Origin of the sequence: Dysosmobacter segnis (assembly GCF_014297285.1) — a bacterium.
GTDB classification, from domain to species: domain Bacteria; phylum Bacillota; class Clostridia; order Oscillospirales; family Oscillospiraceae; genus Oscillibacter; species Oscillibacter segnis.
In genome coordinates, this window is the sequence record NZ_JACOQI010000014.1 from 1 (window position 1) to 25,370 (window position 25,370).

24 protein-coding genes, 1 riboswitch and 1 other annotated feature are annotated in these 25,370 nt (G+C 56.9%); of the genes, 9 read left to right on the top strand and 15 right to left on the bottom strand.

Annotated elements, in window-relative coordinates; translation table 11 throughout:
* On the bottom strand, nt 1-2,603 hold a 2,603-nt coding region (locus tag H8Z83_RS19655; RefSeq protein ID WP_436231647.1), incomplete at its 3' end, for an InlB B-repeat-containing protein.
* Nucleotides 2,604-2,876: 273 nt separating this feature from the next.
* Here H8Z83_RS19655 and H8Z83_RS12925 point away from each other — a divergent pair.
* The 6 genes from H8Z83_RS12925 to H8Z83_RS12950 all read left to right on the top strand — a co-directional run bounded on the left by H8Z83_RS12925 (nt 2,877) and on the right by H8Z83_RS12950 (nt 8,369).
* Nucleotides 2,877-3,101: a Lar family restriction alleviation protein gene (locus H8Z83_RS12925; RefSeq protein WP_187015427.1), complete on the top strand. Its 225-nt coding sequence runs from the start codon at nt 2,877-2,879 to the stop codon at nt 3,099-3,101.
* A 91-nt stretch (nt 3,102-3,192) separates the two neighbouring features.
* A complete protein-coding gene (locus tag H8Z83_RS12930) occupies nt 3,193-3,603 on the top strand; it encodes a peptide deformylase (RefSeq protein ID WP_187015428.1) in 411 nt (136 codons plus the stop codon).
* The gene (locus H8Z83_RS12935; RefSeq protein ID WP_187015429.1) at nt 3,600-4,349 is read left to right on the top strand and encodes an EFR1 family ferrodoxin; all 750 of its coding nucleotides are present in this window, start codon (nt 3,600-3,602) and stop codon (nt 4,347-4,349) included. The genes H8Z83_RS12930 and H8Z83_RS12935 overlap by 4 nt, the downstream gene beginning before the upstream one ends.
* A gap of 265 nt (nt 4,350-4,614) precedes the next feature.
* Nucleotides 4,615-5,382: a MerR family transcriptional regulator gene (locus tag H8Z83_RS12940; RefSeq protein WP_187015430.1), complete on the top strand. Its 768-nt coding sequence runs from the start codon at nt 4,615-4,617 to the stop codon at nt 5,380-5,382.
* A 335-nt stretch (nt 5,383-5,717) separates the two neighbouring features.
* Nucleotides 5,718-5,962 (top strand) — a binding site (T-box leader).
* Between the two features lie 77 nt (nt 5,963-6,039).
* Nucleotides 6,040-7,266: a hypothetical protein gene (locus tag H8Z83_RS12945; protein WP_207732059.1), complete on the top strand. Its 1,227-nt coding sequence runs from the start codon at nt 6,040-6,042 to the stop codon at nt 7,264-7,266.
* Between the two features lie 41 nt (nt 7,267-7,307).
* Nucleotides 7,308-8,369 (top strand): iron-containing alcohol dehydrogenase family protein, encoded by a 1,062-nt coding sequence (locus H8Z83_RS12950; RefSeq protein ID WP_187015431.1) that lies wholly within the window; start codon nt 7,308-7,310, stop codon nt 8,367-8,369.
* 179 nt (nt 8,370-8,548) lie between these two features.
* On the opposite strand, the gene purF is transcribed toward H8Z83_RS12950, so the two are convergent.
* Genes purF through H8Z83_RS12975 form a run of 5 tightly spaced genes read right to left on the bottom strand, consistent with a single transcriptional unit; the run spans nt 8,549 to nt 14,175 of the window.
* Nucleotides 8,549-10,036, bottom strand: coding sequence for an amidophosphoribosyltransferase (purF, locus tag H8Z83_RS12955; RefSeq protein WP_187015492.1), 1,488 nt, complete (start codon nt 10,034-10,036; stop codon nt 8,549-8,551).
* A 4-nt stretch (nt 10,037-10,040) separates the two neighbouring features.
* Nucleotides 10,041-10,760 (bottom strand): phosphoribosylaminoimidazolesuccinocarboxamide synthase, encoded by a 720-nt coding sequence (gene purC, locus H8Z83_RS12960; RefSeq protein WP_187015432.1) that lies wholly within the window; start codon nt 10,758-10,760, stop codon nt 10,041-10,043.
* 45 nt (nt 10,761-10,805) lie between these two features.
* Entirely contained in the window at nt 10,806-11,525 is a 720-nt protein-coding gene (locus H8Z83_RS12965) for a GltB/FmdC/FwdC-like GXGXG domain-containing protein (protein ID WP_187015433.1), read from the bottom strand.
* A gap of 53 nt (nt 11,526-11,578) precedes the next feature.
* The gene (locus H8Z83_RS12970) at nt 11,579-13,084 is read right to left on the bottom strand and encodes a glutamate synthase-related protein (RefSeq protein WP_187015434.1); all 1,506 of its coding nucleotides are present in this window, start codon (nt 13,082-13,084) and stop codon (nt 11,579-11,581) included.
* The gene (locus H8Z83_RS12975; protein ID WP_187015435.1) at nt 13,084-14,175 is read right to left on the bottom strand and encodes a class II glutamine amidotransferase; all 1,092 of its coding nucleotides are present in this window, start codon (nt 14,173-14,175) and stop codon (nt 13,084-13,086) included. Before H8Z83_RS12975 ends, H8Z83_RS12970 begins: the two co-directional genes overlap by 1 nt.
* Before the next feature lie 384 nt (nt 14,176-14,559).
* Here H8Z83_RS12975 and H8Z83_RS12980 point away from each other — a divergent pair, with 384 nt between their 5' ends.
* Both H8Z83_RS12980 and tnpB read left to right on the top strand, forming a co-directional pair.
* On the top strand, nt 14,560-15,039 hold the full coding sequence (locus H8Z83_RS12980) for a GNAT family N-acetyltransferase (protein ID WP_187015436.1): 480 nt from the start codon (nt 14,560-14,562) through the stop codon (nt 15,037-15,039).
* A gap of 66 nt (nt 15,040-15,105) precedes the next feature.
* On the top strand, nt 15,106-15,303 hold the full coding sequence (tnpB, locus tag H8Z83_RS20205) for an IS66 family insertion sequence element accessory protein TnpB (protein ID WP_366464270.1): 198 nt from the start codon (nt 15,106-15,108) through the stop codon (nt 15,301-15,303).
* Between the two features lie 284 nt (nt 15,304-15,587).
* On the opposite strand, the gene H8Z83_RS12990 is transcribed toward tnpB, so the two are convergent.
* The 8 genes from H8Z83_RS12990 to ribD all read right to left on the bottom strand — a co-directional run bounded on the left by H8Z83_RS12990 (nt 15,588) and on the right by ribD (nt 20,918).
* A complete protein-coding gene (locus H8Z83_RS12990) occupies nt 15,588-16,274 on the bottom strand; it encodes a DUF6100 family protein (RefSeq protein WP_187015438.1) in 687 nt (228 codons plus the stop codon).
* Nucleotides 16,275-16,360: 86 nt separating this feature from the next.
* Nucleotides 16,361-16,627 carry a hypothetical protein gene (locus H8Z83_RS12995; protein WP_187015439.1) on the bottom strand — a complete coding sequence of 89 codons (267 nt, stop codon included), beginning with the start codon at nt 16,625-16,627 and terminating at the stop codon, nt 16,361-16,363.
* Nucleotides 16,624-16,989: a hypothetical protein gene (locus H8Z83_RS13000; protein WP_187015440.1), complete on the bottom strand. Its 366-nt coding sequence runs from the start codon at nt 16,987-16,989 to the stop codon at nt 16,624-16,626. Before H8Z83_RS13000 ends, H8Z83_RS12995 begins: the two co-directional genes overlap by 4 nt.
* 52 nt (nt 16,990-17,041) lie before the next feature.
* Nucleotides 17,042-17,452, bottom strand: coding sequence for a winged helix-turn-helix domain-containing protein (locus H8Z83_RS13005; protein ID WP_187015441.1), 411 nt, complete (start codon nt 17,450-17,452; stop codon nt 17,042-17,044).
* Between the two features lie 14 nt (nt 17,453-17,466).
* Nucleotides 17,467-17,937 carry a 6,7-dimethyl-8-ribityllumazine synthase gene (ribH, locus tag H8Z83_RS13010; protein WP_187015442.1) on the bottom strand — a complete coding sequence of 157 codons (471 nt, stop codon included), beginning with the start codon at nt 17,935-17,937 and terminating at the stop codon, nt 17,467-17,469.
* 21 nt (nt 17,938-17,958) lie between these two features.
* Nucleotides 17,959-19,155 carry a bifunctional 3,4-dihydroxy-2-butanone-4-phosphate synthase/GTP cyclohydrolase II gene (locus tag H8Z83_RS13015; protein ID WP_187015443.1) on the bottom strand — a complete coding sequence of 399 codons (1,197 nt, stop codon included), beginning with the start codon at nt 19,153-19,155 and terminating at the stop codon, nt 17,959-17,961.
* Between the two features lie 15 nt (nt 19,156-19,170).
* Nucleotides 19,171-19,830, bottom strand: a complete 660-nt coding sequence (locus tag H8Z83_RS13020) for a riboflavin synthase (protein WP_187015444.1) — start codon at nt 19,828-19,830, stop codon at nt 19,171-19,173.
* Nucleotides 19,812-20,918, bottom strand: a complete 1,107-nt coding sequence (gene ribD, locus H8Z83_RS13025; protein ID WP_187015445.1) for a bifunctional diaminohydroxyphosphoribosylaminopyrimidine deaminase/5-amino-6-(5-phosphoribosylamino)uracil reductase RibD — start codon at nt 20,916-20,918, stop codon at nt 19,812-19,814. The genes H8Z83_RS13020 and ribD overlap by 19 nt, the downstream gene beginning before the upstream one ends.
* Nucleotides 20,919-21,066: 148 nt before the next feature.
* A riboswitch (FMN riboswitch) is annotated at nt 21,067-21,181 on the bottom strand.
* 360 nt (nt 21,182-21,541) lie between these two features.
* Between ribD and H8Z83_RS13030 the strand changes: the two genes are divergently transcribed.
* Nucleotides 21,542-22,096, top strand: a complete 555-nt coding sequence (locus H8Z83_RS13030) for a glycosyl-4,4'-diaponeurosporenoate acyltransferase CrtO family protein (protein ID WP_187015446.1) — start codon at nt 21,542-21,544, stop codon at nt 22,094-22,096.
* A gap of 331 nt (nt 22,097-22,427) precedes the next feature.
* Here H8Z83_RS13030 and H8Z83_RS13035 read toward each other — a convergent pair whose 3' ends face one another.
* Nucleotides 22,428-25,352: a response regulator gene (locus H8Z83_RS13035; protein ID WP_366464293.1), complete on the bottom strand. Its 2,925-nt coding sequence runs from the start codon at nt 25,350-25,352 to the stop codon at nt 22,428-22,430.
* Nucleotides 25,353-25,370 lie beyond the last annotated feature (18 nt).

Here is a 25,370-nt window from a genome sequence, read left to right on the forward strand (position 1 = left end):
GTCAGGGTGTCCAGCTCATAGCCGCTGTCGGGCTTGACGGTGATGGTCACGGTATCGCCCTTGGAGGCGCTCTTGGGGCTGACGGTCACATCGCCGTGCTTGACAGAGGGCGCGGAGACGTCATAGCGTCTGGAGGAAGAGCTGGAACCGCCGGAGGAGGAATGAGAGGGGGCCGTATAAGCAAATGCGAATGCACCGGTATAACCAGCCACAGAGGTGACCGCTGCATTGGCTTCCACGGTGTAACTGCCGGAGACAATCTTTCCGGTATGGGTATGGTCGTTAGCATCCAAAGTAAATGCTACGGTGCGGGATACGGTCACAGCCTCCGCACAATCTGTTTCCAGCTTGATGGTCTTACCGCTGTCAACATTAGCCACAGCCTCAGCCAAGGTAGGATACATCACACCATCGATAGATGCAACAGCGGAGGAAATCACAAAGGGGCTAAAACCATTGGTAGTAAAGGTCAAATACAGTTTACCACCGTCCGCAGTAACTTTACCGGTGTAATATTCCACGGTTCCATTGTCTTTGATGTGCTTAATACTCAGTTTGTCATTGGCATTAGCAAATCCCGTCGGCAATTCCATCGTAACAACAGTCGGGGCAGTAATCGTCAGATTTTGATAATTCTGCACAACCTGTGCATTTTTAGAGCTACCAGACAGTTCGATGTCATCTGCTTTATCAGCAGTAGATGCTACAATGCGATACTGCGGAGTGATTTCCAACGCCAGTTCTTTATTTCCGGTAGTATCAGTGTAAGCAGTCGGAGTTACCTTCAAGGAGACCTGAACGTACAGTTTAGCGTTAGTGCGATCTACTTCCGTCGCATTTGCAATCAAGGCAGCTGCCTTTTCGGCATTAATCTGCTGAGATTGAGCGTTTGCTGCTGCGCCGAGAGTCGGTGCGGAAACAGTCTTAGCTGCATTTTCAACCTTCTGCTTATCTTCCTTGGAAATGGAGTCACTTACCGTAACTTCCGGGTCTGCAACATCAGGCTTAACTGTGATGTTGCCAGTGTCCGTTTTCTCGGTCACCATGTAATCGTAGCCGGACTTATCACTGGTTACAGAAATATAGCCGTCTGCAACAAAGTTTGTGCCTGCACCCTCAGCCTTAGTATTAGCAGGGTTAAAGTATGCGAAATAGCCGCCAGTAACAGTAACCTTAGCCGTTTTATTCTTATAATTGCCATCATAGCAGTTAATCGTTACATCATAAGGACCCTGTACACCGTTACTATTCAGCTGCTGAATCGAATAATTACCGCCTTGAATATTAACTTCGCCCTGATAAATGTATACCGCAGTAACATTGCCAATAACTGTACCGTTTTCAACGGTCAGTTTTGCAGTTTTTTCCTGTGTATCCAGTGCATAGCAATCATCTACTCTTGCCTTGAGTGTACCATCACCGGTAATGGTCAGATTGCCGTTCTCCCGAACAGAAATCAGCGACCAAGCATTCGACTTGCTATCCCACAAATCCTTTGTGTTGTAGATAGTTTTGCCTGCCATGTCCAACGTTACAGTCTTGTTCGCAACAGTAACCGTATTACCAAGGTCAACATCCTTCAGCAGCTTGATCGTATCGTTGTCCTTAGCATCGTTAATAGCATTCTGCAAGGAAACGAATGTCTTTTCACCATTCTGTGCAACTGCATCGGAATCGGGCACTACACCATAGGCGTTGCCAACCATTTCAATCTTACAATCCTTTGCCAGATATGCAGTCGGGTCGGAGATGAAATAGCCGCCGGAGATGGAAATATTGAAATCCTCCGGCGCAACACCATCATTGTTATTGCTGTCTACAAATGTAGTGTCAAAGTTACCGTTGGCAATAGTGAGTCTTGCCTTGTCCTTCCAATTAGAATCAGAAGGAACTCGACTATGTGCACCATACTCAATCTTTCCGGTCACAGAACCGGTAAAATCGTCTCCAAAGGTCACGGACACACCGTCATCATAGAGTCCGTTCTTATCCATTCCATACCACAGGTCGAATGCGACTTTTCCACCAGCAGCCTTGATGACAGTATTACCCTTAGCGGTCAAAGAACCAAAGTTATTGCTGATAACATAGCTAATATTGCTGTTCGCACTGGTATCCAGCGTCACATTCTCCAGCGTAAGGTTACAATAATTCTGAATCAAAATACCGCCATTTGGCAGGCTATCCGCTCCGGTTACACTGTTAAGAGTGCCGTTCTTAAATGTGACCTTGGAACCTTTCAATAACTGAAAACCATTCGTTTCAGTGTTGGGAGACCCAACAGTCGGCTTATTGACGGTATAAGTATTGCCATTTAAATTGAATACGATATTCTTGTCCGCAACTACTTTAATACCACTTCCAGTATAGTCTTTCAACAAAACAATCTCAGTTTCAGTCTTGTTCGTCGGAACCGCGTCAACAGCCTCAGCCAGCGTCGCATACTGTTTATCGCCGATCTGAGCAACCTTGGTCTCCACAGGTGCTTCCACCGGCGCAGATCCGCCGCCCTCGCTCGGCGTCTCGTCCGCCATTGCCGCTGTCGGCAGCAGCGTCAAGGCCATTGCCAGCGTCAGCAAAATTGATAGAAATTTTCGTTTCATACTGTATCCTCCCATGAGTATAAAATATGTGCCCCGCTACCGCTGCAGGGCTGATAGATACCTATAGCATACTCCCCCCGCCCGGAATATGCAAGTACCCTACCGGGTAAATATAGGAAAATTCCTGTGAAGCTGTCCGAAAAAGCAGAAAAACAGCGGGAGTGCTGACCGGAAGTCACCTCCGCGGCAAAGTCCCGTCGATTTTCATTGCCATACCGATGGAACCGTGGTATACTATTCCCGTTGAAAAAACAAAACGAAGGAGAGATGACCATGGATCCCATCAACGAGATCGAACTGGAGGACTGCCCCGTATGCCGCGGCGCCGGTTATATTGAGGACGAGCAGGGCTGGTGCATGTATGCGTGCTGCCTGAACTGCGGCACGGAGACCGCCCACGTCAGCTACAAGACGCCGGAGGAGCGGCTGGAGGCCGCCCGTCAGGCTGCCTACCTGTGGAACATCGGCAAGGTGATCCACAACGGCATGTGTGACTGATTCCCACGCAAAAAACGCGCAAGTGAACGCACTTGCGCGTTTTTCCTTTGGCTGATACAATACAGAAAAAAGCTTCCGGGAGGAACACAGTATGATTCGTGAGATCTGCAGGGATGAGACGTTTCTCTCCCAGAAGGCCGCCCCCGCCACGGCGGATGATCTGGCCACAGCCCAGGACCTGCTGGACACCCTGACCGCCCACAAGGACGGCTGCGTGGGCATGGCGGCCAACATGATCGGCGTGAATAAGCGCATCATCGCCTTTGACAACGAGGGGACGTACATGGTGATGTTCAATCCCGTCATCGTCCGGCAGTCCGGGCCGTATGAGGCCGAGGAGGGCTGCCTCTCCCTCGCCGGCGTCCGGAAAACGAAGCGGTTCCAGACCATCAAGGTCCAGTGGCAAAATGAAAAATTCCAGACCCGGCTGAAAACCTTCACCGGCTGGACGGCGGAGATCATCCAGCACGAGATCGACCACTGCGAGGGGATTTTGATATGATTCTTTACTTTTCCGGCACCGGGAACAGCGGCTACGCGGCCCGGCGCATTGCCGACGGGCTGGGCGAGCCGCTGCTGTGCCTGAACGACCGCATCAAGGCCGGGGACACCGCCCCGGTGGAGACTGGGGAGCGGCTGGTGATCGTCACGCCCACCTACGCCTGGCGGATCCCCCGCATCGTGGAGGACTGGCTGCTGCACACGGAGCTGGCCGAGGCAAAGCAGGCGTGGTTCGTCATGACCTGCGGCAGCGAGATCGGCGATGCCGACCGGTACAACCGCCGTCTCTGTCAGGCGAAGGGCCTTACCTGCATGGGCACGGCGCAGCTCGTCATGCCGGAGAACTACATTGCCATGTTCAACGCCCCTCAGGTGGAGGAAGCCCGGCAGATCGTGGCCAGAGCGGAGCCGGACATTGACAATGCGATCGCCGCCGTCCGGGAAAACCGGGCCTTTCCCCCGTCCCGGAGGAAGCTCTATGACCGCTTCATGAGCGGGCCGGTGAATCCCATCTTCTATTCCTGCTTCGTGAAGGCAGCCGCCTTCACCGTTGGGGACACCTGCACCGGCTGCGGCCAGTGCGTCTGGCGCTGCCCCACCAACAACATCACCCTGCAAACCGGGAAGCCCGTCTGGGGGCAGAACTGCACCCACTGCATGGCCTGCATCTGCTACTGCCCCGCGGAGGCCATCGAGTACGGAAAAAAGAGCCTTGGCAAGCCCCGGTATCACTTTGAAGCGCTGTGAGGGGCTTCTGGACACGCAATTGCAGACTATGTGCAGGGCAGCCGCCCTGCGCATAGTTTTTGTTGGAACGAAGAGGCTATATTTAAGAGGTTTTGATCTCGCTTTTTCGCGCACTGCCGCCTCCGGTGCGAGTGGAGAAAATTGCGGCAGTTTCCCACGGCAGCCAAACTTTTCCCTTGCATTTTTGCTCATTTTTTGTAATATTAAATCGTACGCCACCCACCGATATACAGCAGGAGAACTCTTTTTGACTCCGAGGTTTTTTATGAAACGCGATGACAAGCTGTTTTCCATTGGCGAGATTGCCAAGGCATTGGGCGTGACCCGCCGCATCATCCTTCACTATGAGGAACGGGGGCTGATCGAACCGGATAAGCGGGATGACGCCACCAACAACCGCTACTATACCATTGATACCTTTACCAAGCTGCGGAGCATCCGCAGTCTGCAGAATCTGGGACTGACGCTGGATGAGATCCGGGATTACTACAACGATTCCACGGATCTGATGCCGCTCATTCGCCGGATGGAGGAAATGCGGGACCAGCTGAATCTCAACATCGAAAAGCTGTACGAGCGGGCCAAGGTATCCTCCGCTCAGGTCAAGGAGCTGGAGCTGCCGCAGCAGCTCATATACCGCCGCACCTACCGCAGCGATAACGTGGCGGACAAGACCGTTCTGCTCCGCAACACGGCTTTGGAGGCCATGCGGGCCCACGGTACGGATATCACCCGGCGGATGTACTTCATCCAATTCCCTATCGACCGCCCGGCCGAGGTGTCCTTCTGCGTGGCCGTTCCCCCGGGCAGTGAGGGAGAATATGTGGAGACCGCAGCGCCTATGCGGGCCATCTGCATCTATCACCACGGTGCGTATGAGGAGCTCCCCGCCGTGGGCCGCCAGCTTCTGGACTACGCCAAGGAGCACGGCCTGACGCCGCAGGGCATCCTGCGCCATACCTATCTGGAGGGGCCGCCCCAGCATAAGGACCCCGCAAAGTTCATCACTCAGGTCATCCTGCCAATCGTGTAATGGTATTTCGCACAGCGCCTATCTCCATACCCGCCAGAGTTGTCTCCGGCGGGCACCGTAAAATCAGGCTTCCGCAAGGGCCGGCGGTTTTGAACCGCCGGCCCTTGTATCGGATCTGCGCAAAAAAGCGCGGCTCCCGCTGGCTGTGATCCCGCATCTCTGCATATCCGAACGCCCAATCCGGCCGAGGCAGGACGGCGCATTTCCCGCGTATTTATTTTGCACGAAATTGAAAAACCTCCCGCTCTTTTTTCTGCTGCAACTCTTACAAAAGATGAAATGCGGGCAAAAAAGCTGTTGACATTTGGTTTTCACCTTGCTATGATGCAACCAACAAAAACGCGATGACACAGAGTAGTAAGCAGGGCGATCCTCTCAGAGAAGTGCCGGTTGGTGCGAGGCACAGCGCGATCAAGCTGCCGAACTGGCTGTACAGCGGCTGCGTCGAATTGAAAGTAGATGCAGACGGGAGCTCCCGTTACAGTAGCAGGGATATGATGGTATCCCGTTGAGTGTGTTTCCAATACAGGAAACAAAGAAGAGTGGTACCGCGGAGGGTTTTCTACCTTTCGTCTCTTCTGCCAACCGGCAGGAGCGACGAAAGGTTTTTTGTTTTTCCTGCCAACCATCGGACAACATTTGCAGGAGGAAGAAATCATGAAAACCAACACCAAAGTCCCCAAGACGCCCTTCTTTGCCGCTTTTTCCGTCGGTGCGGTCCTGTTCTCCGCCCACGCAGGCGGCGGCTTCGCCACCGGCAACCAGGCCAACACCTATTACGTGGGTCTGGGCTGGACCGGCATCATCTCCGCCATCGCAGCCATGCTGCTTTTGACCCTTACCATGCGGGAGGCCATGATCATGTACAACTCCCGTGGCCTGACGAGCTACAAGCAGCTTTTTGAAACGCTGTATCATCCCTTTGACAAGATCGAATGGGCCTTCGAGGTATTCTTCTACATCATGGTGCTGATGGCCGTCGCCGCCGCCATCTCCGGCGCAGCCTCCGCCCTGAACAACTACTTCACCATCAACTATTACATTGGCGTTGCCATTGTCGGCGTCGTCGTCCTGATGCTCACCATCTTCGGCGCAGGCATCGTCCGGGCCGCCTCCACCTACATGGGCATGGCCATTCTGGTCACCGCCATCAGCATCTATGTCATCGGCATCTTCAAGAGCGACAGCAGCATCTTCTCCGTCCTCGCCGCCGACTTTGAGACTACCGGCTTCATGAATATGCCCAAGGCCATCCTCAACGCCTTTACCTACGCCGGTTTCCAGTGCGTGACCCTCCCCACCATGATCGCCTGCGGCACCACCATGAAGAACAAGCCGGGCTGCGCTAAGGCCATGTGGATCTCCTTCGTGATGAACGCCGTCGCCCTGGTCCTCTCCGTGTTCATGCTCATGAGCTGGCAGAGCGTTTACACTGCCGTGGAGGGCGGCTCCACCATCCCCACCCTCACTGTCTGCAAGATCATCGGCATCCCCGCTATGGTGGCCGTTTACGGCACCTGCCTGCTCCTCTGCCTCATCTCCACCGGCGTGACCACCATCTTCGGATTTGTGGCCCGGTTTGAAAAGCTTCCCGTGTTCAGCGGCATCCAGTCCGCCCCGGTCCGCAGCGCCATCGTTTCCGCGTTCATCATCGTCCTCTCCATGACCATCTCCATGGCCGGCCTCACCAACATCATCAAGTACGGCTACGGCTACTGCGGCTATCTGGGCATCGCCGTTGTGGTGGTCCCCTTCCTGACCGTTGGCGTATACAAGAACCGTAAATACTGCAAGGAGCACGCCTTCGCCAATGCCAACGCCGAGGAGGAAGCCACTCCCGCCGTTCGCAGCAGCGTCCGTGCCAATCCGGTGACCGCAGACTGAGCCCGTCTCATCAACCAAGCGTTTTTTAAGAGGTGTTTATTATGCAAAAAGCTCTTTTTCCGGGATATACCGTAGGCCCTGACGCCTATGAGGATATTGTCAATATCTGCTCCGCCTATGGCAAAAAGGCCGCCATCATCGGCGGCAGGAAGGCGCTGGCCGCTGCGGAGCCTCAGATCCGCAAGGCGGTGGAAGGCTCCGGCATTGAGATCACCGGCACCTTCTGGTACGGCGGCGAGGCCTCCCGCGAAAACATGGATATGCTCCGGCCTCAGGTGGCGGACGCCGACATGATCTTCGCGGTGGGCGGCGGCAAGGCCATCGACACCTGCAAGGTGCTGGCTCACGAGACCAACCGGCCCTTCTTCACCTTCCCCACCATCGCCTCCACCTGCGCCTCCTGCACCAGTTTGGGCATCGTGTACCATCCCGATGGCAGCCTGCGGGAATACTCCTTCTCCAAGATCCCGCCCAACCACATTTTCATCAACACGGAGATCATCGCCAACGCCCCGGCCCGCTACCTGTGGGCCGGCATGGGGGATACCATGGCCAAGCACTATGAGTGTACCATTTCCTCCCGCAACGATGTGCCCGCCCACTCCGACGCTATGGGCATCGCCCTCAGCTCCATGTGCGCCGCCCCCATCCTCCGCTGGGGCAAGCAGGCCATGGCGGACTGCGAGGCCCACAGGGTCACCCCGGAGCTGACGGAGATCATCGAGGCCATCATCATTTCCACCGGCTATGTCTCCAACTTCGTTCAGGTGGACTACACCACCGGCATGGCCCACGCCATGTACAACGGCTTTACCATCCTGCCCTCCACAGAGGAATACCACCATCTCCACGGCGAGGTGGTCTCCTACGGCATCCTGGTCATGCTCACCGCCGACAAGCAGTACGCGGAGCGGGACCGGCTGCTGGCCTTCAACCGCTCCATCGGCCTGCCCACCCATCTGGCGGACATCCACGCCAGACCGGAGGACCTGCCCGCCGTGACGGAAAAGGCGCTGGCGGGCATCGACGTTCGGGTCTGGCCCTACCCCGTCGCCCAGCAAATGCTGATCGACGCGGTGATGGAGCTGGAGCAGGTCGGCTGACCCGGCAAGGCGAACCGTTTCCGTCAGAAAAAGTCAGAAAAACCCCCGGAGCAAACGGTCTTGATCGACCTGTTGCTCCAGGGGTCATCCTTTCATTTGGGGAGAGAAACAGCAGACTGAGGGAAGCGGCATGGGAGATCCCCCCTGCCCGCCACGAGAAAAAGCCCCGTCCGGCGCAATCACACAGATTCCTGCTTCTCCCGCTCGCTGATTTTACATTCAAAGCGGTCCTTGTTGGAATCCTGCGGGATGGAGGTGGGATAGCCGCCGCCGAAGCAGGCGGTGCAAAAGCCGCTTTCCGTATGGTCGGCCAGCTTCACCACATCGCTGAGGCTGAGATAGCCGAGAGAATCCACACCGATGATTTCAGCGATCTCCGCAATCGTGTGGTGGTTGGCGATGAGCTTGTTTTTGTCGTCAATATCCGTGCCGTAGTAGCATTCGGACACAAAGGGCGGCGCGCTGACCCGCATGTGGATCTCCTTCGCGCCGGCCTTGCGCAGCAGGTCGATGGTGCGGCGGCAGGTGGTGCCGCGGACGATGGAGTCATCGATCAGCACCACGCGCTTGCCCTCCACCACGGAGCGGATGGGGTTCAGCTTGATATTGACCTCATTTTCCCGCATATCCTGCGTGGGAGAAATAAAGGTGCGGCCGATGTATTTGTTCTTGATAAAGCCCATGCCGTAGGGGATTCCGGACTGCCGGGCGTAGCCCATGGCGGCGTCCAGACCGGAGTCCGGCACGCCGATGACGATGTCCGCCTGCACGGGATGCTCCAGCGCGAGGAACGCGCCGGCCCGCTGACGGGCCACATGAACGCTGCTGCCGTCGATCACGGAGTCAGGGCGGGCAAAGTAGATGAACTCAAAAACGCACAGTCTCCGGGGCGCGATGCCGCAGTGGGATCTGTCGGACTTGACGCCGTTTTTGTCCGCCACCACGATCTCTCCGGGCAGAATATCCCGCTCAAAGCTGGCGCCCACGGCGTCCAGTCCGCAGCTTTCAGAGGCAAACACCACGCTGCCGTCCTTCAGCCTCCCCATGCACAGGGGACGGAAGCCGTGAGGGTCCCGGACGGCGATCAGCTTGCTGGGGGACGAAATGACCAGAGAATACGCCCCCACCAGACGGTCCATGGCGGCGGAAACCGCCTCCTCGATGGAGCTGTGCTTCAGCCGCTCCTGCACAATGATGTAGGCGATGACCTCGGAATCGGTGGTGGTATGGAAGATCGACCCCTGACTCTCCAGCTGGAGGCGCAGCTCCTGAGAGTTGGTCAGGTTGCCGTTGTGGGCCAGCGCCATGCGGCCCTTATAGTGGTTGACCAGAATGGGCTGGACGTTGCGCTTGTTGTCCGAACCGGTGGTGCCATAGCGCACATGGCCGACGGCGATGTTGCCAAGCCCCAGAGAGCGGAGCCGCTCCTTGGGAAACACATCGCTGACCAGCCCCACATCCCGCCAGGAGCGGAACAGGCCGTCATCGTTGACAACGATACCGGCGCTTTCCTGCCCGCGGTGCTGAAGGGCGTACAGAGCGTAATAGGCTAACGAGGCCACATCGGCGGTGACATTGGAGTAAATGCCGAATACGCCGCATTCCTCGTGGAGGTGGCGGTCATCGCCGGCAGCCGGAGCCGCCTTATCAAGATCCGTGCACGCCATAGATTTACTGGGCATCGTGATCCAGCAGGCGCTTCATGATCTCGGCGTAGGCGTCCTCCACGCCGCCCAGATCCCGGCGGAAACGGTCCTTATCCAGCTTTTCATGGGTCTTGGCGTCCCACAGGCGGCAGGTGTCGGGGCTGATCTCGTCAGCCAGCACGATGGACCCGTCAGCCACCTTGCCGAATTCCAGCTTGAAGTCCACCAGCGTCACACCGCACTCGGCCCAGAACGCTTTCAGCACCTCGTTGACAGCGAAGGCATAGTTCTTGATGGTCTCGATCTCCTCTGCCGTGGCCAATTTCAATGCCAGCGCGTGATAGGTGTTCAGCAGAGGATCGCCCAGCGCGTCATTCTTATAGGAAAACTCGATGGTGGGCTGATCGAACACGATGCCCTCCTCCACGCCGTAGCGCTTGGCGAAGGAACCGGCGGAGATATTGCGGACAATGACCTCCAGAGGGACGATGGCAACCCGCTTCACCAGCGTTTCCCGCTGGCTCAGCTCCCTGACAAAATGGGTGGGGATGCCGGCCTTTTCCATTTTGGCCATCAGGCGGTTGCTCATCTGGTTGTTGATGACGCCCTTGCCGAGGATGGTGCCCTTTTTCAGACCGTTGAACGCGGTGGCATCATCCTTGTAATCCACGATGAGCAGCTCGGGATCATCGGTTTTGAATACTTTTTTTGCTTTGCCCTCGTAGATCTGTTCTAACTTCTGCATGTTCTGCTCCTCCTGCGCATCTGCGCATAAAAATGATCAAAAATGTCAATTGGCCGCGTACATCTGCCGGTACGGGTTTTTGCTGTCCGGCGTCACCACGGTGAAGGGCCCGTCCATCAATGCTTCCGCGTCGCCGCCGAACAGGGCGCACCAGCGCTCCACCAGCGGCCGCAGAAGGGCGGTCTCCTCCTCCGTGGGGGGATGGGGCGTCACCTGATCCGGGAAGCGGATGGCGGAAACATCGCCTCTGAAAATCACGCGCCCGCCGTGCTGTCCCGTGCAGGGGAAATAACCGGCGGCGGGCTTTCCGTCCGTATGCAGTCCCAGCACAAGGATCGTGCCGCCTGCCTGATATTCCCCCAGAAAGCTCCCCGCCCGGCCGCCAATGACGATCACCGGCTGCTGGTCCTGATAGGCCTTCATGTGGATGCCTGCCCGATAGCCCGCGTTGCCTTGGACATAGATCTCGCCGCCCCGCATGGCATAGCCCGCCGTGTCGCCCACGCTGCCGCGGACCACGATGGAACCGCCGTTCATCGTATCGCCTACGGCGTCCTGTGCGTTGCCGTTGACGGTAAGGAAACCGCCCCCCAGATACGCGCCCAGGGCGTTGCCGGGGATGCCGTCGATCTCCACCCGGCGTCCGCTCATGCCCGCGCCGATAAACCGCTGCCCAAGGCAGCCGGTGATGCGGCATGACGGCCCGGCAGCCCGGATCGCCTCATTTAAGGCCCGGTAATCCAGACCCTTTGCTTGAATATCCATGAACTATCACACCTCCGCTGTTTTTCCGGTGGATCGGAATCATTTTTTGCCGCTTACTCTCCGGCGTGGGCCACGCCCAGAATGGACAGCTCCTTTTCCGTCAGCCCCACGGCCCGCAGCATCAGCCGGTTGCCCCGCAAAGCCTCGATGGAATTGATCCCCATGCCGCCCATGATTTCCATGATCTCGTGCTTCCACGCCGTCATCAGATTGATGAGGCGTTCCGTGCCCTCGTCGGGGTCCAGCCGCTTGACCAGCTCCGGGCGCTGCGTGGCGATGCCCCACGCGCATCTGCCGCTCTGACAGGTGCGGCAGAGGTGGCAGCCCATGGCGATCAACGCCGCCGTGCCGATATAGCAGGCGTCCGCCCCCAGAGCCACGGCCTTGACCACGTCGGCAGAGGAACGGATGCTGCCGCCTGCGATCAGGGACACCTGATTGCGGATGCCCTCCTCCCGCAGCCGCTGGTCCACGGCCGCCAGCGCCAGTTCAATGGGGATACCCACATTGTCGCGGATCCGGGTGGGCGCGGCGCCGGTGCCGCCCCGGAAGCCGTCGATGGCAATGATGTCCGCGCCGCCCCGCGCAATGCCGCTGGCGATGGCCGCGATGTTGTGGACCGCGGCTACCTTGACGATCACCGGTTTCCGGTACTGCGTTGCTTCCTTTAAGGAGCAGATCAGCTGCCGGAGATCCTCGATGGAATAAATATCGTGGTGGGGCGCCGGGGAAATCGCGTCGGATCCCTCCGGGATCATGCGGGTACGGGAAACATCGCCTACGATCTTCGCCCCCGGCAGGTGTCCGCCGATGCCCGGCTTGGCCCCCTGCCCCATTTTGATCTCAATGGCCGCGCCGGCCATCAGGTAGTCCTCGTGAACGCCGAACCGCCCGGAGGCCACCTGGGTGATGGTGTTGCGCCCATAGCGGTAAAGGTCCTCGTGGAGTCCGCCCTCGCCGGTGTTATAGCAGATCCCCAGCGCCTCCGCCGCTCTTGCCAGACTCTCGTGAGCGTTGAAGCTGATGGAGCCGTAGCTCATGGCGGAGAACAACACCGGCATGGACAGCTCCAGCTGCGGCGTCAGCTCCGTGATCAGCCGCCCCTGGGCGTCGCGCCGGATGCGCTCCGGCTTCTTGCCCAGAAACACCCGGGTCTCCATCGGCTCCCGCAGCGGGTCGATGGGCGGGTTCGTGACCTGGGAGGCGTTGAGCAGCAGACGGTCCCAGTAGACCGGCAGCTCCTTGGGGCTGCCCATGGAGGACAGCAGCACGCCGCCGGTGGCGGCCTGCTTCCAGATCTCCTCCACGGCATCGGAGGACCAGTTGGCGCTCTCCCGCAGGGCGCAGCGGTTTTTCTCGATCTTCAAAGCGTGGGTGGGACAGTACGCCACGCACCGCTGGCAGTCCACGCATTTGCTCTCATCCGCCAGCATCCGGTTATGGGTCTCGTCAAAGCGGTGAACGCCGTTGGGACATTGCTCCACGCAGACCTTGCAGTTAACGCAGCGCTGCGGGTCCCGCACCACCTCAAATTGCGGCGGCACATAGAAATTTTTCATCAGTAAGTCCCTTCTTTCAACCGGACGATGACCGGCTCACCGCCCATGGGCGCCCATATATTCTCCGCGTCAGGCTCCATGACCCGGATGGCCGCCTCCTCGCTGGAAATGAACACGCGGTCATCCTTTTCGCCTACCACCATGCTCCGCAGCTTCAACCGGTCGTTCAGTGCCATCAGCCCGCCGGAAAAGCCGAGGATGATGGAGAACGGCCCCGTCAGCAGCAGGCTGGGAAACACCTTGCGAAGATATGTCAGCCGTTCCGCCTCCTGCGGCTCCATGTGCTCGATGGTGCTCCAGAAGGGAGCCGCCATCACGGAGGCCGTCTCCTCCAGCGTCAGTCCCTGCCGCCGCAGCAGGTAATCCGCGATGTACGCCATGACCTCCGTATCCGTTTGCAGCGTGCACTGATAGCCGAACATCTCCACGCAGCGGCGGTTGGCGTCGTAAGAGGAGATCTCGCCGTTGTGCACCACAGACCACTCCAGCAGGGAGAACGGGTGTGCGCCGCCCCACCAGCCGGGGGTGTTGGTGGGATAGCGGCCGTGGGCCGTCCAGCAGTACGCCCCGTACTCCTCAAGGCGATAGAACCGGCCCACGTCCTCCGGATAGCCAACCGCCTTGAAGGTCCCCATGTTTTTGCCGCTGGAAAACACGTATGCGCCCCGAAGCTCTGCGTTGATCTTCGTTACGATGCGGGCCACGTATTCCTCTGCGTCCAGCTGCAGCCGGTTCAGAACGGACTGCATAGGCGCCAGAAAATACCGCCAGATCAAGGGCACATCGGTGATCTCCGGGATCTGCCGGATGGGAATGTGCTCCGCCTTGACGATCTCAAAGCCCTCCTTCAGCAGCGCCTCACAGGTCTTGCGGGTGTCCCGGCTGTCAAAGAAAATGTGGAAGGCATAGTAGTCCCGGTACTCCGGATAAATGCCGTATGCGGCGAAGCCGCCGCCCAGACCGTTGGAGCGGTCATGCATGGGGATCATGCTCTCCACGATCTTCTCTCCCGTCATCCGGCGTCCCTCCCGGGAGATCACAGCGGAGATCGCGCATCCGGACGGGATGCGGACCTGCCCTTCTCTTTTCATGATGTTCACCTTCCTCAAAACGGCGTTTTTTCCGTTACGAAAAAAGACGTCCATTTTTCAGCAGAGGGTCACGCCTCTTGCCAAAAAATGAACGTCATTGCTCATCAAATATACAAATGATTTGTTATCATACTATAAGTGTTCTGTCTTGTCAATCCTTTTGAACTACCCACAACTGAAGTCGCAGACTTCCGGCAGCGGCGAAGCCGCCCGGTCATGGCGACAGTTGAGCAAGCACTTTCCCTGTGACAACGCGCATCCCCGGCTTTTATCACTATACATTCAAGTTCAGACGTGCTATCATGTGCAAAATGGACGAATGTCGAAGTGAAACCGAAACAGAAAATTTCAAGCAACTAATTTGAAGCGATTGAGGGACGCGTTATGAAAATCAGAAAGTACAGTGAAAATGATGTACCCGCCATGGTACATATTTGGAATGAAGTTGTCGAAGAGGGCGTTGCCTTTCCGCAGCTGGAGCTTCTCGACGAGGAAAGCGGCAGGGCATTCTTTGCCGCACAGACGTACTGTGGTGTGGCAGATGACAACGGAACGGTCGTCGGGCTTTATATTCTCCACCCGAACAATGTCGGCCGGTGCGGACACATTGCCAATGCAAGCTATGCGGTCGACTCCGCCTGCCGGGGAAAGCATATCGGAGAACAGCTGGTTTCCGATTGCCTTGTACAGGCCAGAAACAACGGCTTCAAGCTAATGCAGTTCAATGCCGTGGTTGAAAACAATACCCACGCCCGACACTTATATAAACGTCTTGGCTTTGTGCAGGTAGGAATGATCCCAAACGGATTTCTTATGAAGGACAGCTCCTACCAGAATATTTTCCTGTATTACCATGTGCTGTGACCATTCCGCCCCGCAGCAAGGGGGCTCCCCTTCCTCGGTCACAGTTGGGGGCTGAATACATCGTTTGTGGACGCACAGATATGCGCAAAGGGATCGGGGCTTGCGACTCTTGTGCAGCAGAACTATCAGATGGATCCCACAGACAGCAGCTTGTCCCTGTTTTGCGGTAAAAGCCGGAGCCAACTGAAAGCGCTGCTGTGGGAACCGGATGGCTTCATTCTGTTGAGCAAGCAGTTATCCAACAGCAGATATTGGAAGTCCTAATAGATGTGGCCAAGTTGCTAATTATGTCCGTTCCATGTCCCTGCGGCCATGCCGCAAAATTTGCTTTTTTTCGAGATTCTCCGGCACGCTTTCTACACCCCTTCGTAAAACGGCCCACAAAAATCGCTGGAAACCGTTGAAATTACTCACTTTTTTACTGCTGCAACCATGCTAAAAAATCATCGAGCAAAAATCGGGATTTTTTAGCATGAATTTCGTGCTAAAAATTGTATCTTTTGGGCTACATTTTAGGAGATTGATTTTGCTTCTGCTGTCGCCTCGTATCAGATGATTGCACGAGCAAAATCGAGTTCTTTATGTGCCGCAGCCCATGCTTTAGTACAGCCTTTTCTTACGATGTAGAGTTCCGAAAACTTGTTCATATCATGCTGTGAAAGATAAAAGTTGTCGCAATATCTGGTCGCATCATCGACACAAACGAGCGGAACAATGGCATCGAGAATGGATTTAATTGCGAGATTATCATTGTTAAAATAGTGTGATTGGTGATGACCGTTTTTCAAAAAATGCGATACAAAAATAGTATCAATATCGTCCATTTTTTGATATCCCCGAGGGATAATTGTAAGGATTTTTTCTCCAATTTCGATGATAAAACACTCTGCCAATCTTGAAATTCCACGCGATGTTTTAAGGTTTGGTAATCTTGAAAACTTGAATTGAAGACCAAAATTTTCATCGTATGATGATTCAAAATCGAAGAGCGTTTTATCAAAACTTACGTCAGACAAATCGTTTTGTCCGACCGATTTGATATCTTCCAGAGCAAACGAAATGCTGTTCAAGGTATCGATAGCTGCGACATATGATTCCTCAATGACGCTTCTACTTAACCGATTATTATTGCATGATTCAACTTTCATCAGTTCGTTCTGCAATAATCTCTTTGCTTTAGAAAGCCGACTAAGTGCCAGTTTTAAATGCTCGATTGCTTCGTAATCAAGGTTCATTTCTGCCACCATTTACGGTTTCTCTAAGAACAATTGCAGAATAAAATCGGTGCCATAGGCTACTTGCGCAACAAGAATTTCACCCTTCAATTCCTTCCTTGCTTGTCTCTTTTCTTTTGCAATTCGCCATCGAGACTAACGATCGCACCGGATTTTGAACGGGTCAAAAGCCTGCGTTTCTGCATCTCGGCGCAGGTGAAATTGAAGTACTCTTCCGAGAATTCGCATTCATTTGATGCCGTAACTTGAGCACGCCTTTTCATCAAAGATTGAGCGGTCGGCGGGCCAAATGTTTGAATGGCCCGCTGAATTTCATAGACAATTTCGTCATGGCATGGGAGCTTTTCAATCATTGCTTGCTCCCGCCGTTCTTATCTCTCATCCCACGGATTTGCACGGGGTCAACAAAGAAAATCTCTGGCACCCATTGGGAATCATACTTAATACAGCAGTACAGTGACGGTGTTTTTAGAAAAAATGGAGCATTGTTCATCGCGGTTTTTGAAGAGAAAATGGAGAAAAATCGTTCATCAGGGAGCTTGTCTTTGGGCTTGTTCTTCATGTGTCTGATACGAGCTAGTTCTCTTTGCGCAGCCATCGCCAGTTCTTTTTCTCCATATACCTTATAACCTTTTGCATTAGCTTTGGCAGTTGCAAAGCAGCAGGAACAGAGAACACCCCCGCGGTCAGCGTGTTGAAAAAGTCTTTTTCCCACCGGGCTGCGTAACGCTGCCGCCGTTACTTCGATTTGTTTTCAAGGGGACACTTCAGGCGGTGGCGGAGACCGCCGAGAACACGTACCCGCCCCGGACCGTGCGGATATAGGTGTGGCTGCCGCCCATCTTCCGACGGAGATTGGAGACGGTATTCGCCACGACCTTCAGGGTGTCCGCGCTGTCCCGGCCCCACACGGCGAAAAACAGATCCTCCTTGGAAAGCGTGACCCCCGGATTGCTGGCGAGAAACAGCAGCATATTGAACTCGATCCGGGTCAGCGCCAGCGCGGTTCCGTTTTGAAACGCCTGCTGGGAACGTCCGTCAATGGTCAGCTCCGGGAAGGTAAGCGTGTGCCGGGAGCTGAGGGAGACCCGCTCTGCGGCGATGTCCTCCCGCCGCAGAAGGGCCAGGATCTTTTCCTCCAGATCCCCCTCGGCCCCGTTTGCTTGAATGATGATCATAGTGTGTCTGTGTGTTACTCCGCGTCCAGCTCGTGGAGCAGGTTGACCATCTCGATAGCGCTGACCGCACAATCATAGCCTTTGTTGCCTGCCTTGGTGCCAGCCCGTTCGATGGCCTGCTCGATATTCTCCGTGGTCAGAACGCCAAAGAGAACGGGTACGCCGCTTTCCAGAGACACGGCGGCGATCCCCTTGGAGACCTCGTTGCAGACGTAGTCATAGTGGCTGGTGGAACCGCGGATCACCGCGCCGAGGCAGATGACGGCGTCATACCTGCCGCTCTTTGCCATCTTGGACGCCACCAGCGGGATCTCAAAGGCTCCGGGAACCCACGCCACATGAACATCGTTCTCCCGAACCTCGTGCCGCAGCAGGCCGTCCAGTGCGCCGCTGAGGAGCTTGGAGGTGATGAATTCGTTGAACCGGGCGGCTACGATGCCCACCTTGATGCTTTTGGAGACCAGCTTTCCCTCGAAAGTTTTCATAATTAAGTACCTCTTTCTTTGTTAATATTTCAAAATGTGTCCCATTCGTGCCTGCTTGGTTTTCAGGTAGAACAAATCATGCGCTGTTGCCGCCATCTGGATCGGAACCCGTTCGGAGATTTCCAGCCCAAACTCGGAGAGCTGATACACCTTGTCCGGGTTGTTGGTCAGCAGGCGCAGGCTTTTGACGCCAAGCTCCCGCAGGATCTGCGCGCCGAGGAAATACTCCCGCTCGTCCCCGTGGAAGCCCAGAGCCAGATTGGCCTCCAGCGTGTCCATGCCCTGCTCCTGCAATTCGTAGGCCCGCAGCTTGTTGATGAGGCCGATGCCCCGGCCCTCCTGCCGCATATAGAGCAGGATGCCCCGGCCCTCATTTTCAATCTGGGTCATGGCGGCGGCCAGCTGCTGTCCGCAGTCACAGCGGAGAGAGCCGAAGGTGTCTCCGGTCAGGCACTCGGAATGGACCCGGCAGAGAACGTCCTTCCCGTCGCCGATGTCGCCCTTCACCAGCGCGACATGGTGCTCGCCGTTCAGACGGCTCACAAAGCCGTAGGCTTTGAAATCACCGTATTTCGTGGGCATATTCACCGCCGTGACCTGATCCACCAGCTTTTCGTGGCACTTGCGGTACGCCTGCAAGTCCCGGATGGTGATGAACTTGATACCGAACCGCTCCGCCAGCGCCAGCAGTTCGGCGGTGCGCATCATGGTGCCGTCCTCCCGCATGATCTCGCAGCACAGGCCGCATTCCTTCAGCCCCGCCAGACGGCACAGGTCAACGGTGGCCTCCGTATGGCCCTCCCGCTCCAACACGCCGTTTTTCTTCGACAGCAGCGGGAACATGTGGCCCGGTCTGCGGAAATCCTCCGCCCTCGCGCCCTCCTCCACGCAGGCCATCGCCGTCACGGAGCGCTCGGCGGCGGAGATGCCGGTGGAGGTGGAAATGTGGTCGATGGACACCGTGAAGGCCGTTTCGTGGTTATCGGTGTTGTTCTGCACCATCTGGGGGAATTGCAGCTTGCGGACAAAGGCCTCCGACATGGGCATACAGATCAGGCCCTTGCCGTGGGTGGCCATGAAGTTGATGTTCTCCGTGGTGGCAAACTCGGCGGCGCAGATGAAATCGCCCTCGTTTTCACGGTCCGGATCGTCCGTCACCAGAATGATCTTCCCCTGTCTCAGATCTTCCAGTGCCTCGGGAATGGTATTGAAATTCATAGTAAAAACTCCTTGTTAAAAGCCGCAGCGCAGCAGCATTTCTTTTGTGAGGGTGCTTTCGTTTGCGGGGGTATGCGGTTTCGTTTCTTCCGGACGCAGCAGCTTTTCTATGTACTTGCCCACCACGTCGGTCTCCAAATTCACCGGGTCGCCCTGGCGCCGCTGGCTCAGATTGGTCTGGGCCACCGTATGGGGGATGGTGGACACGGAAAAGCCCTCGCCGTCCACGGCGGCCACCGTCAGGCTGATGCCGTCGATGGTGATGGAGCCCTTCTCCACCACATAGCGCAATATCTCCGGCCCCGCGTGGACGGTGTACCAGACGGCGGTATCGTCCCGGCGGATGTCGGAAATGTGTCCGACACCGTCCACATGGCCTGCTACGATATGCCCGCCGAAGCGGCCGTTGGCGGCCATGGCCCGTTCCAGATTGACCACACTCCCCGCCGTGAGTCCCGCAAGGGACGAGCGGTTCAGCGTCTCGTGCATCACGTCCGCCGAAAAGCCATCGGGAAAAAGTCGGGTCACCGTCAGGCAGATGCCGTTCACGGCAATGCTGTCTCCGATCCGGGTCCCCTCTAAAACGGTTTTCGCCTGGATCGTCAGGACGGCGGAGTGCTGCCCGCGCTTGATGTTCTTGATGGCTCCGACTTCTTCTACGATTCCTGTGAACACGGATATTCCACCTCACTTTCTATCAGAAGATCCTCGCCCAGCCGTTCCATCCGGCTGTTTTTCAATCGGAAAGCGTCGTCCGGGGTGGGGACGCCCACGCCCTCCACAGGGGTTTTCGCGTCCCTTCCGCCCAACAGCTTTGGGGCGATATACGCCTGCACCTGCTGCACGATGCCGCACTCCAGCGCGGCCCAGTTCAGCGTTCCGCCGCCCTCCAGCAAAATGCTGTCGATCTGTTCCTGCCCCAGCCGCTCCATGAGTTGCCGAAGATCCACATGGCCGTTTTCCTCATTCAGACAGAGCACTTGGCACCCGGCCCGCTGGTAAACCACCTGTCTTTCCGGGTCGGCGCAGCAGGTGGCGAGGATGGTCGGAATTTGGTCTGCGGTGGCGACCACCTGCGCCTGCGGCGGCGTCCGCAGATGGGTGTCGCAGATGATGCGAACGGGGTTTCGCCCGTTCTCCATACGGCAGGTCAGGAGGGGATCGTCCGCCAATACCGTGCCCACGCCTACCATGATGCCCCGGAACCGGTGGCGCTGCTGCTGGACATGGCGCCGGGCCGTCTCGCCCGTGACCCATTTGGATGCACCCGTATAGGCCGCGATCTTGCCGTCCATCGTCATGGCGTATTTCATAGAAACGAAGGGCCGCCCGGTGGTGATGTAGTGGAAGAAGATCCTGTTCAGCGCGTCACATTCTTCCCGTAGAACGTTTTCCGTCACCTCCACGCCGTGAGACCGCAGGATCGCCACGCCCTTTCCCGCCACCAGCGGATTTGGGTCGGCGGAGCCGATCACCACCCGGCGGATGCCGGATGCCAAAATCGCCTCCACGCAGGGCGGCTGCTTTCCGTGGTGGCAGCAGGGCTCCAGCGTCACATACATGATGGCTCCGGCGGGGTCGGCGGTACAGGCTTCCAGAGCGTTGCGCTCCGCGTGGGGTTTCCCGTACCGCTCATGCCAGCCCTGTCCGATGACCGCGCCGTCCTTTACGATCACGGCACCCACCATGGGATTGGGCGCCGTCCAGCCCCGGCCCCGTTCCGCCAGCGCCAAGGCCAGACGCATAGATTCCGCATCGTTCATACTGTTACCTCCAAAAGAAAAAGCCCTGAACGAATCGTTCAGGGCAAGACAGAAAAACACAAGTATCCTTGTGTAAAAGCAAAGCTCCGGAATGTAAACACATCCCAGAGCAACTTCCATAGACGCAAAGCAGTCCCCTGCGTTGCGTTGTCATCTTCTTTCATCCAGACTGTACTGTCGGCTTCGGAGTTTCACCGAATCATGCCTTGCGGCTCGTGGGCTGTACCACCGGTAGGGAATCGCACCCTGCCCTGAAGATTTTCTATTCAATTACGGTGAAAGTATAGCACGGCGGCAAGTGGATTGCAAGGCCATTTTGCAAACCGGGACAAAACCGGGACGGCCAGACTTTCGGGACGGAAGATCAAATATATGCTCTTCGCACTGCGGCTTCGGCTGTAGGACATGCAGAGAAGCATTGGAAGCACTGGCTTTTTGCACAGTCCTGTGGTATCATTTCTCATAGAGAGCTGAGCGGCGCAGACAAGAAAAACAGCGTCTATTTCACATGCGCATCCGAGCAGCTCCAGCAAAGACAAGCTGTCTGCGTTTTTTGAAGGATCGCCGTGTGTCTCGGCAGCGGCGAAAACACAATGCACGTTCTCTGAATGAGGTGACCGGATATGGCAAAGAAAATGACGCGGGCCGCGCTGTTTTTCATGATTGGGACGGTCATTTTGACCGCTTTCTACAAAAAGGCCACTTACGGGCCGGCGCTTTCACTTGCCATTACCTTCGGTACGGTTTCCTACCACCTCGTCATGCGGCTGCTGGTGGGAGGCGCATTTCAGGCAGTGATGCAGAATCGTGCGGATCTCTACAAGCGGTGGTACCGGGTCGGCAGGCGGGAAATGGCGGTCTATGAAGCGCTGAAGGTAAAACGGTGGAAGCGCAGAATGCCCACCTATGACAACGCGCTGTTTGATCTGCGTCTGCATACATGGAACGAGGTCGCCCAGGCCATGTGTCAGGCGGAGCTGGTCCATGAAACGATCGCGCTGCTCAGCTTTCTGCCCATTGCGGCGGGGCTCCGTTTTGGCGCATACCCGGTATTCATCGTGACCTCCGTTTTGTCCGCCGGATATGACCTGCTGTTTGTGATGATGCAGCGGTATAACCGCCAGCGGATCATGGCGCTGCTGGAGCGCAAGCGCACATCGTCCGCCTGCGCCAGATGAATCCGTGGCCGATCAGCAAAGGGCCGCCATCCCGATCCACCGGGCAGGCAGCCGGTTCTGCGGTAAAAATGAGCATGGCCGAAGCGCGATCTCGCGCTTCGGCCATGCTCATCGTGTCGAAAAAGTCTTTTCTCCCCGCTGAGCAAGTTTTCAGAACCTCATAAAAGTTCTGAAAACTCAGGATTTCAATGGCGCAGGACACCCCTCTTGGGTTTCCCGCGCACACCCTTCCTTACCGTCGCGGAGAATCTACCACTTTTATTGATAGTTTCGGCCATGCTGCTTGTTCTGCGCTTGTCATAGCCAGGCGGAACGATGGGAGGAACCGCGCTTACCCGGCAAGGAGGCTGCTGAGCGCGGCGATCAGTTCCTCGATGTTGATGGGCTTGGACAGGAAGCCGTTCATGCCGCATTCCAGCGCACTCTTCCGGTCCTCCTCGAAGGCGTTAGCCGTCATGGCGAGGATCGGAATTTTCACCAGTGCAGGGTCAGGCAGCGCCCGGATCTGTCTGGTGGCCTCGCCGCCGTCCATAAGGGGCATCTGCACGTCCATCAGCACCAGATCGTAGTCTCCGGGTTTGGACTCCTTGATTTTTTCCACGGCTTCCACGCCGTTTTCCGCCGTATCCACCACGAAGCCGTATTTGCTGAGGATCTCCACGGCGATTTCCCGGTTCAGTTCGTTGTCCTCCGCCAGCAGGATGTGCTTGCCGCGGAAATCCGGACTGCCGCCGGGGAGGACGCTGTCATCGGTCTCCGTCTGGCTCTGGCCCAGAGCCGCCAGCAGGGTCTCCCGCAGGTCGGACATGAACATTGGCTTGGAGCAGAACGCCGTGACGCCGGCGGCCTTGGCCTCCACCTCGATATCCGTCCAGTCATAGGCCGTCAGGATAATGATGGGGGTCCCGTCCCCCAGACTGCGGATCTGACGGGTCACCTCAATGCCGTTCATATCCGGCAGACGCCAGTCGATGATATAGGCGTGGAACGCATCCCCCAGCTCCATGGACTGCCGGGCCCGGAGGACGGCCTCCTTGCCGGAGAGCGTCCACTCCGAGCGCATCCCCACCCGGACCAGCATTTTGGTCACGCTGTCGCAGGTGTTGAAATCGTCATCCACCACCAGAGCCTTCAGGCCTTCCAGCTCCGCGATCCGCTCCGCACGGTGGTGCTCCGGCTGGACGCGCAGCGCCACACGGATGATAAACTCGGTGCCCTTGCCCGGCTCTGTCCGGATCTCGATGGTGCCGCCCATCATATCCACGATGTTCTTGGTGATGGCCATGCCCAGGCCGGTGCCCTGGATCCGGCTCACGGTGGAGCTTCGCTCCCGCTCAAAGGGATCGAAGATCTTTTTCGCAAATTCCGGGCTCATGCCGATGCCGTTGTCCTTGACCCGGATCTCATACTGCTCCCGGTCCTTCCGGGTCCCCGGAAGCTGTCTGAGCCGGACGGAGACCGTTCCGCCTGCCGGGGTGAACTTGATGGCGTTGGACAGCAGATTCAACAGCACCTGATTCAGCCGCGTCTTGTCGCAATAGACATCCTCATCGGTGACGTCCATTGCGTCCATATAAAGCTCCAGCTGCTTTGCGTGGATCTGCCCGCTGACGATGGTCTTTAAGTCATGCAGCACATCGGACAGGTTGGTCTCCGTCTCCTCCAGATGGATCTTGCCGCTTTCGATGCGGCTCATATCCAGAATGTCATTGATGAGGGAGAGCAGATGGTTGCCGGAGGCCAGGATCTTGCTCAGGTAGTCCTGAACCCGCTCCTTGTCATCCATATTGCTCACCGCCAGCGTGGTGAAGCCGATGATGGCGTTCATAGGCGTGCGGATATCATGGGACATATTGGAAAGGAACGTGCTCTTGGCCCGGTTGGCGGTCTCCGCGGCGCGGACAGCCTCCGAAAGAGCCTGATTGATCTTCTTGTCGGCAGTCCGGTCCGACATGACCAGAATGTACTTCGTTCTGCCCTCCACATTGCTGCCCATGGCGATAACGTGGAACCAGCGGTGCTCGCTGGTCTTCTGGTGGATATATTCAAAGTCCCATTCACGCTGCTCGTTGACCGCAAGCCCTGTGAGATAGTTCATCGTCTGCTCTGCGGACTCCTGGGGATGCAGCTTTCCCAGAACATGAACGTCCTCCTGGATCTGTTCCGCCGTGATCCCCAGCAGCTTTTCCGCGTTCGGGCTGACATAATCCGCCCGATTCGTTTGGGCGTCCAGCATCAGGAACACATCGTCCACGTTCATGGAGAGCTTCATGAACAGCTCATCCCGGTACAGGATCTCCATGTCCTTCCGTCTCAGCTTGACGCTGCTCTTTCGGTGCACGAGCGCAAGGGCCAGCGCGGAAATGCCAAGGACGATCATGCTCACCATCACGATGGTGCTGGATTGCAGCGCGTTCATGCCGGCGTTGACAACCGCCGCCGGAACAAGGCCCACGATCGTCCAATCCAGAATGTGGGCGCTCTGATACGTCATGTAGTACCGCGTGCCGTCCAGCGTTACCAGCCGGGAGCCGCTGCGGCCCTGCGAGAAATCATCGGACAGGGTCTGAATATCCTCACTGGTGAGAGGAGAGCGCTCCTGCATGGCGGCCAGCAGGTTGTAGACGTCCTCTTCCATCTGCGCCGCGCAGTTGATGATGATGCGGCCGTCGGGATGGAGCACATATCTGCTGGCAGTCCCGTCAAAGGCGGAGATATCCAGCACCTTCACAATATCGTCATTGTAATAGGAAACCGCCACGGCGTCATACGCGAAGCCCCGATAGGTCCCCTGATTTTCCGGACAGGCAAACACCAGCATCTCCGGCTTTCCGGGCAGCACGGCAGTCATGACGATGTCGCCGCCCTGGGTGATCCGGTCCTCCAGATCATCCTGTATGCCCAGGTACCCCGTCTCCCCCGCAGCCGTCATATAGTTGCCATCGGCGGAGAGGAAGTAAAAGTCGGAAAAGCCCGTCTCCTGCTGAACAGCCTCGATGAGCTGCCGGATCTCGTCCTCGTCGGAAATATGCCGCATGGTGGTTTCCCACAGGTGCAGGTAGGTCAGATTCTTCTCCACCACCTCGTTCAGCATATTGTTGGACTGGTGGAGCACCTCCGCCAGATGGGCGGTGCTCTCCTCGTAGACGGTCCGGGACACGAAGTCGAAATATCGGACGCCGGCAGCGGCGATCCCCAATAACAGGACAAGCACCGCCGCCAAAGCAGCCACCCGCCGCTTCCCCAACGGTCTCATCCTTTTTGCGTGGTAATG

Coding starts and splice junctions, on each gene's coding strand:
- H8Z83_RS12975 (WP_187015435.1), bottom strand. CDS start 14,175: ATGAAAAGAGAAGGGCAGGTCCGCATCCCGTCCGGATGCGCGATCTCC.
- H8Z83_RS12945 (WP_207732059.1), top strand. CDS start 6,040: ATGAAAACCAACACCAAAGTCCCCAAGACGCCCTTCTTTGCCGCTTTT.
- purF (WP_187015492.1), bottom strand. CDS start 10,036: ATGGCGTGCACGGATCTTGATAAGGCGGCTCCGGCTGCCGGCGATGAC.
- H8Z83_RS12980 (WP_187015436.1), top strand. CDS start 14,560: ATGAAAATCAGAAAGTACAGTGAAAATGATGTACCCGCCATGGTACAT.
- H8Z83_RS12990 (WP_187015438.1), bottom strand. CDS start 16,274: ATGAACCTTGATTACGAAGCAATCGAGCATTTAAAACTGGCACTTAGT.
- H8Z83_RS13035 (WP_366464293.1), bottom strand. CDS start 25,352: ATGAGACCGTTGGGGAAGCGGCGGGTGGCTGCTTTGGCGGCGGTGCTT.
- H8Z83_RS13015 (WP_187015443.1), bottom strand. CDS start 19,155: ATGAATTTCAATACCATTCCCGAGGCACTGGAAGATCTGAGACAGGGG.
- H8Z83_RS12940 (WP_187015430.1), top strand. CDS start 4,615: ATGAAACGCGATGACAAGCTGTTTTCCATTGGCGAGATTGCCAAGGCA.
- H8Z83_RS13030 (WP_187015446.1), top strand. CDS start 21,542: ATGGCAAAGAAAATGACGCGGGCCGCGCTGTTTTTCATGATTGGGACG.
- H8Z83_RS13005 (WP_187015441.1), bottom strand. CDS start 17,452: ATGATCATCATTCAAGCAAACGGGGCCGAGGGGGATCTGGAGGAAAAG.
- H8Z83_RS12970 (WP_187015434.1), bottom strand. CDS start 13,084: ATGAAAAATTTCTATGTGCCGCCGCAATTTGAGGTGGTGCGGGACCCG.
- ribH (WP_187015442.1), bottom strand. CDS start 17,937: ATGAAAACTTTCGAGGGAAAGCTGGTCTCCAAAAGCATCAAGGTGGGC.
- purC (WP_187015432.1), bottom strand. CDS start 10,760: ATGCAGAAGTTAGAACAGATCTACGAGGGCAAAGCAAAAAAAGTATTC.
- H8Z83_RS12930 (WP_187015428.1), top strand. CDS start 3,193: ATGATTCGTGAGATCTGCAGGGATGAGACGTTTCTCTCCCAGAAGGCC.
- ribD (WP_187015445.1), bottom strand. CDS start 20,918: ATGAACGATGCGGAATCTATGCGTCTGGCCTTGGCGCTGGCGGAACGG.
- H8Z83_RS12965 (WP_187015433.1), bottom strand. CDS start 11,525: ATGGATATTCAAGCAAAGGGTCTGGATTACCGGGCCTTAAATGAGGCG.
- H8Z83_RS12925 (WP_187015427.1), top strand. CDS start 2,877: ATGGATCCCATCAACGAGATCGAACTGGAGGACTGCCCCGTATGCCGC.
- H8Z83_RS12995 (WP_187015439.1), bottom strand. CDS start 16,627: ATGATTGAAAAGCTCCCATGCCATGACGAAATTGTCTATGAAATTCAG.
- H8Z83_RS12950 (WP_187015431.1), top strand. CDS start 7,308: ATGCAAAAAGCTCTTTTTCCGGGATATACCGTAGGCCCTGACGCCTAT.
- H8Z83_RS12935 (WP_187015429.1), top strand. CDS start 3,600: ATGATTCTTTACTTTTCCGGCACCGGGAACAGCGGCTACGCGGCCCGG.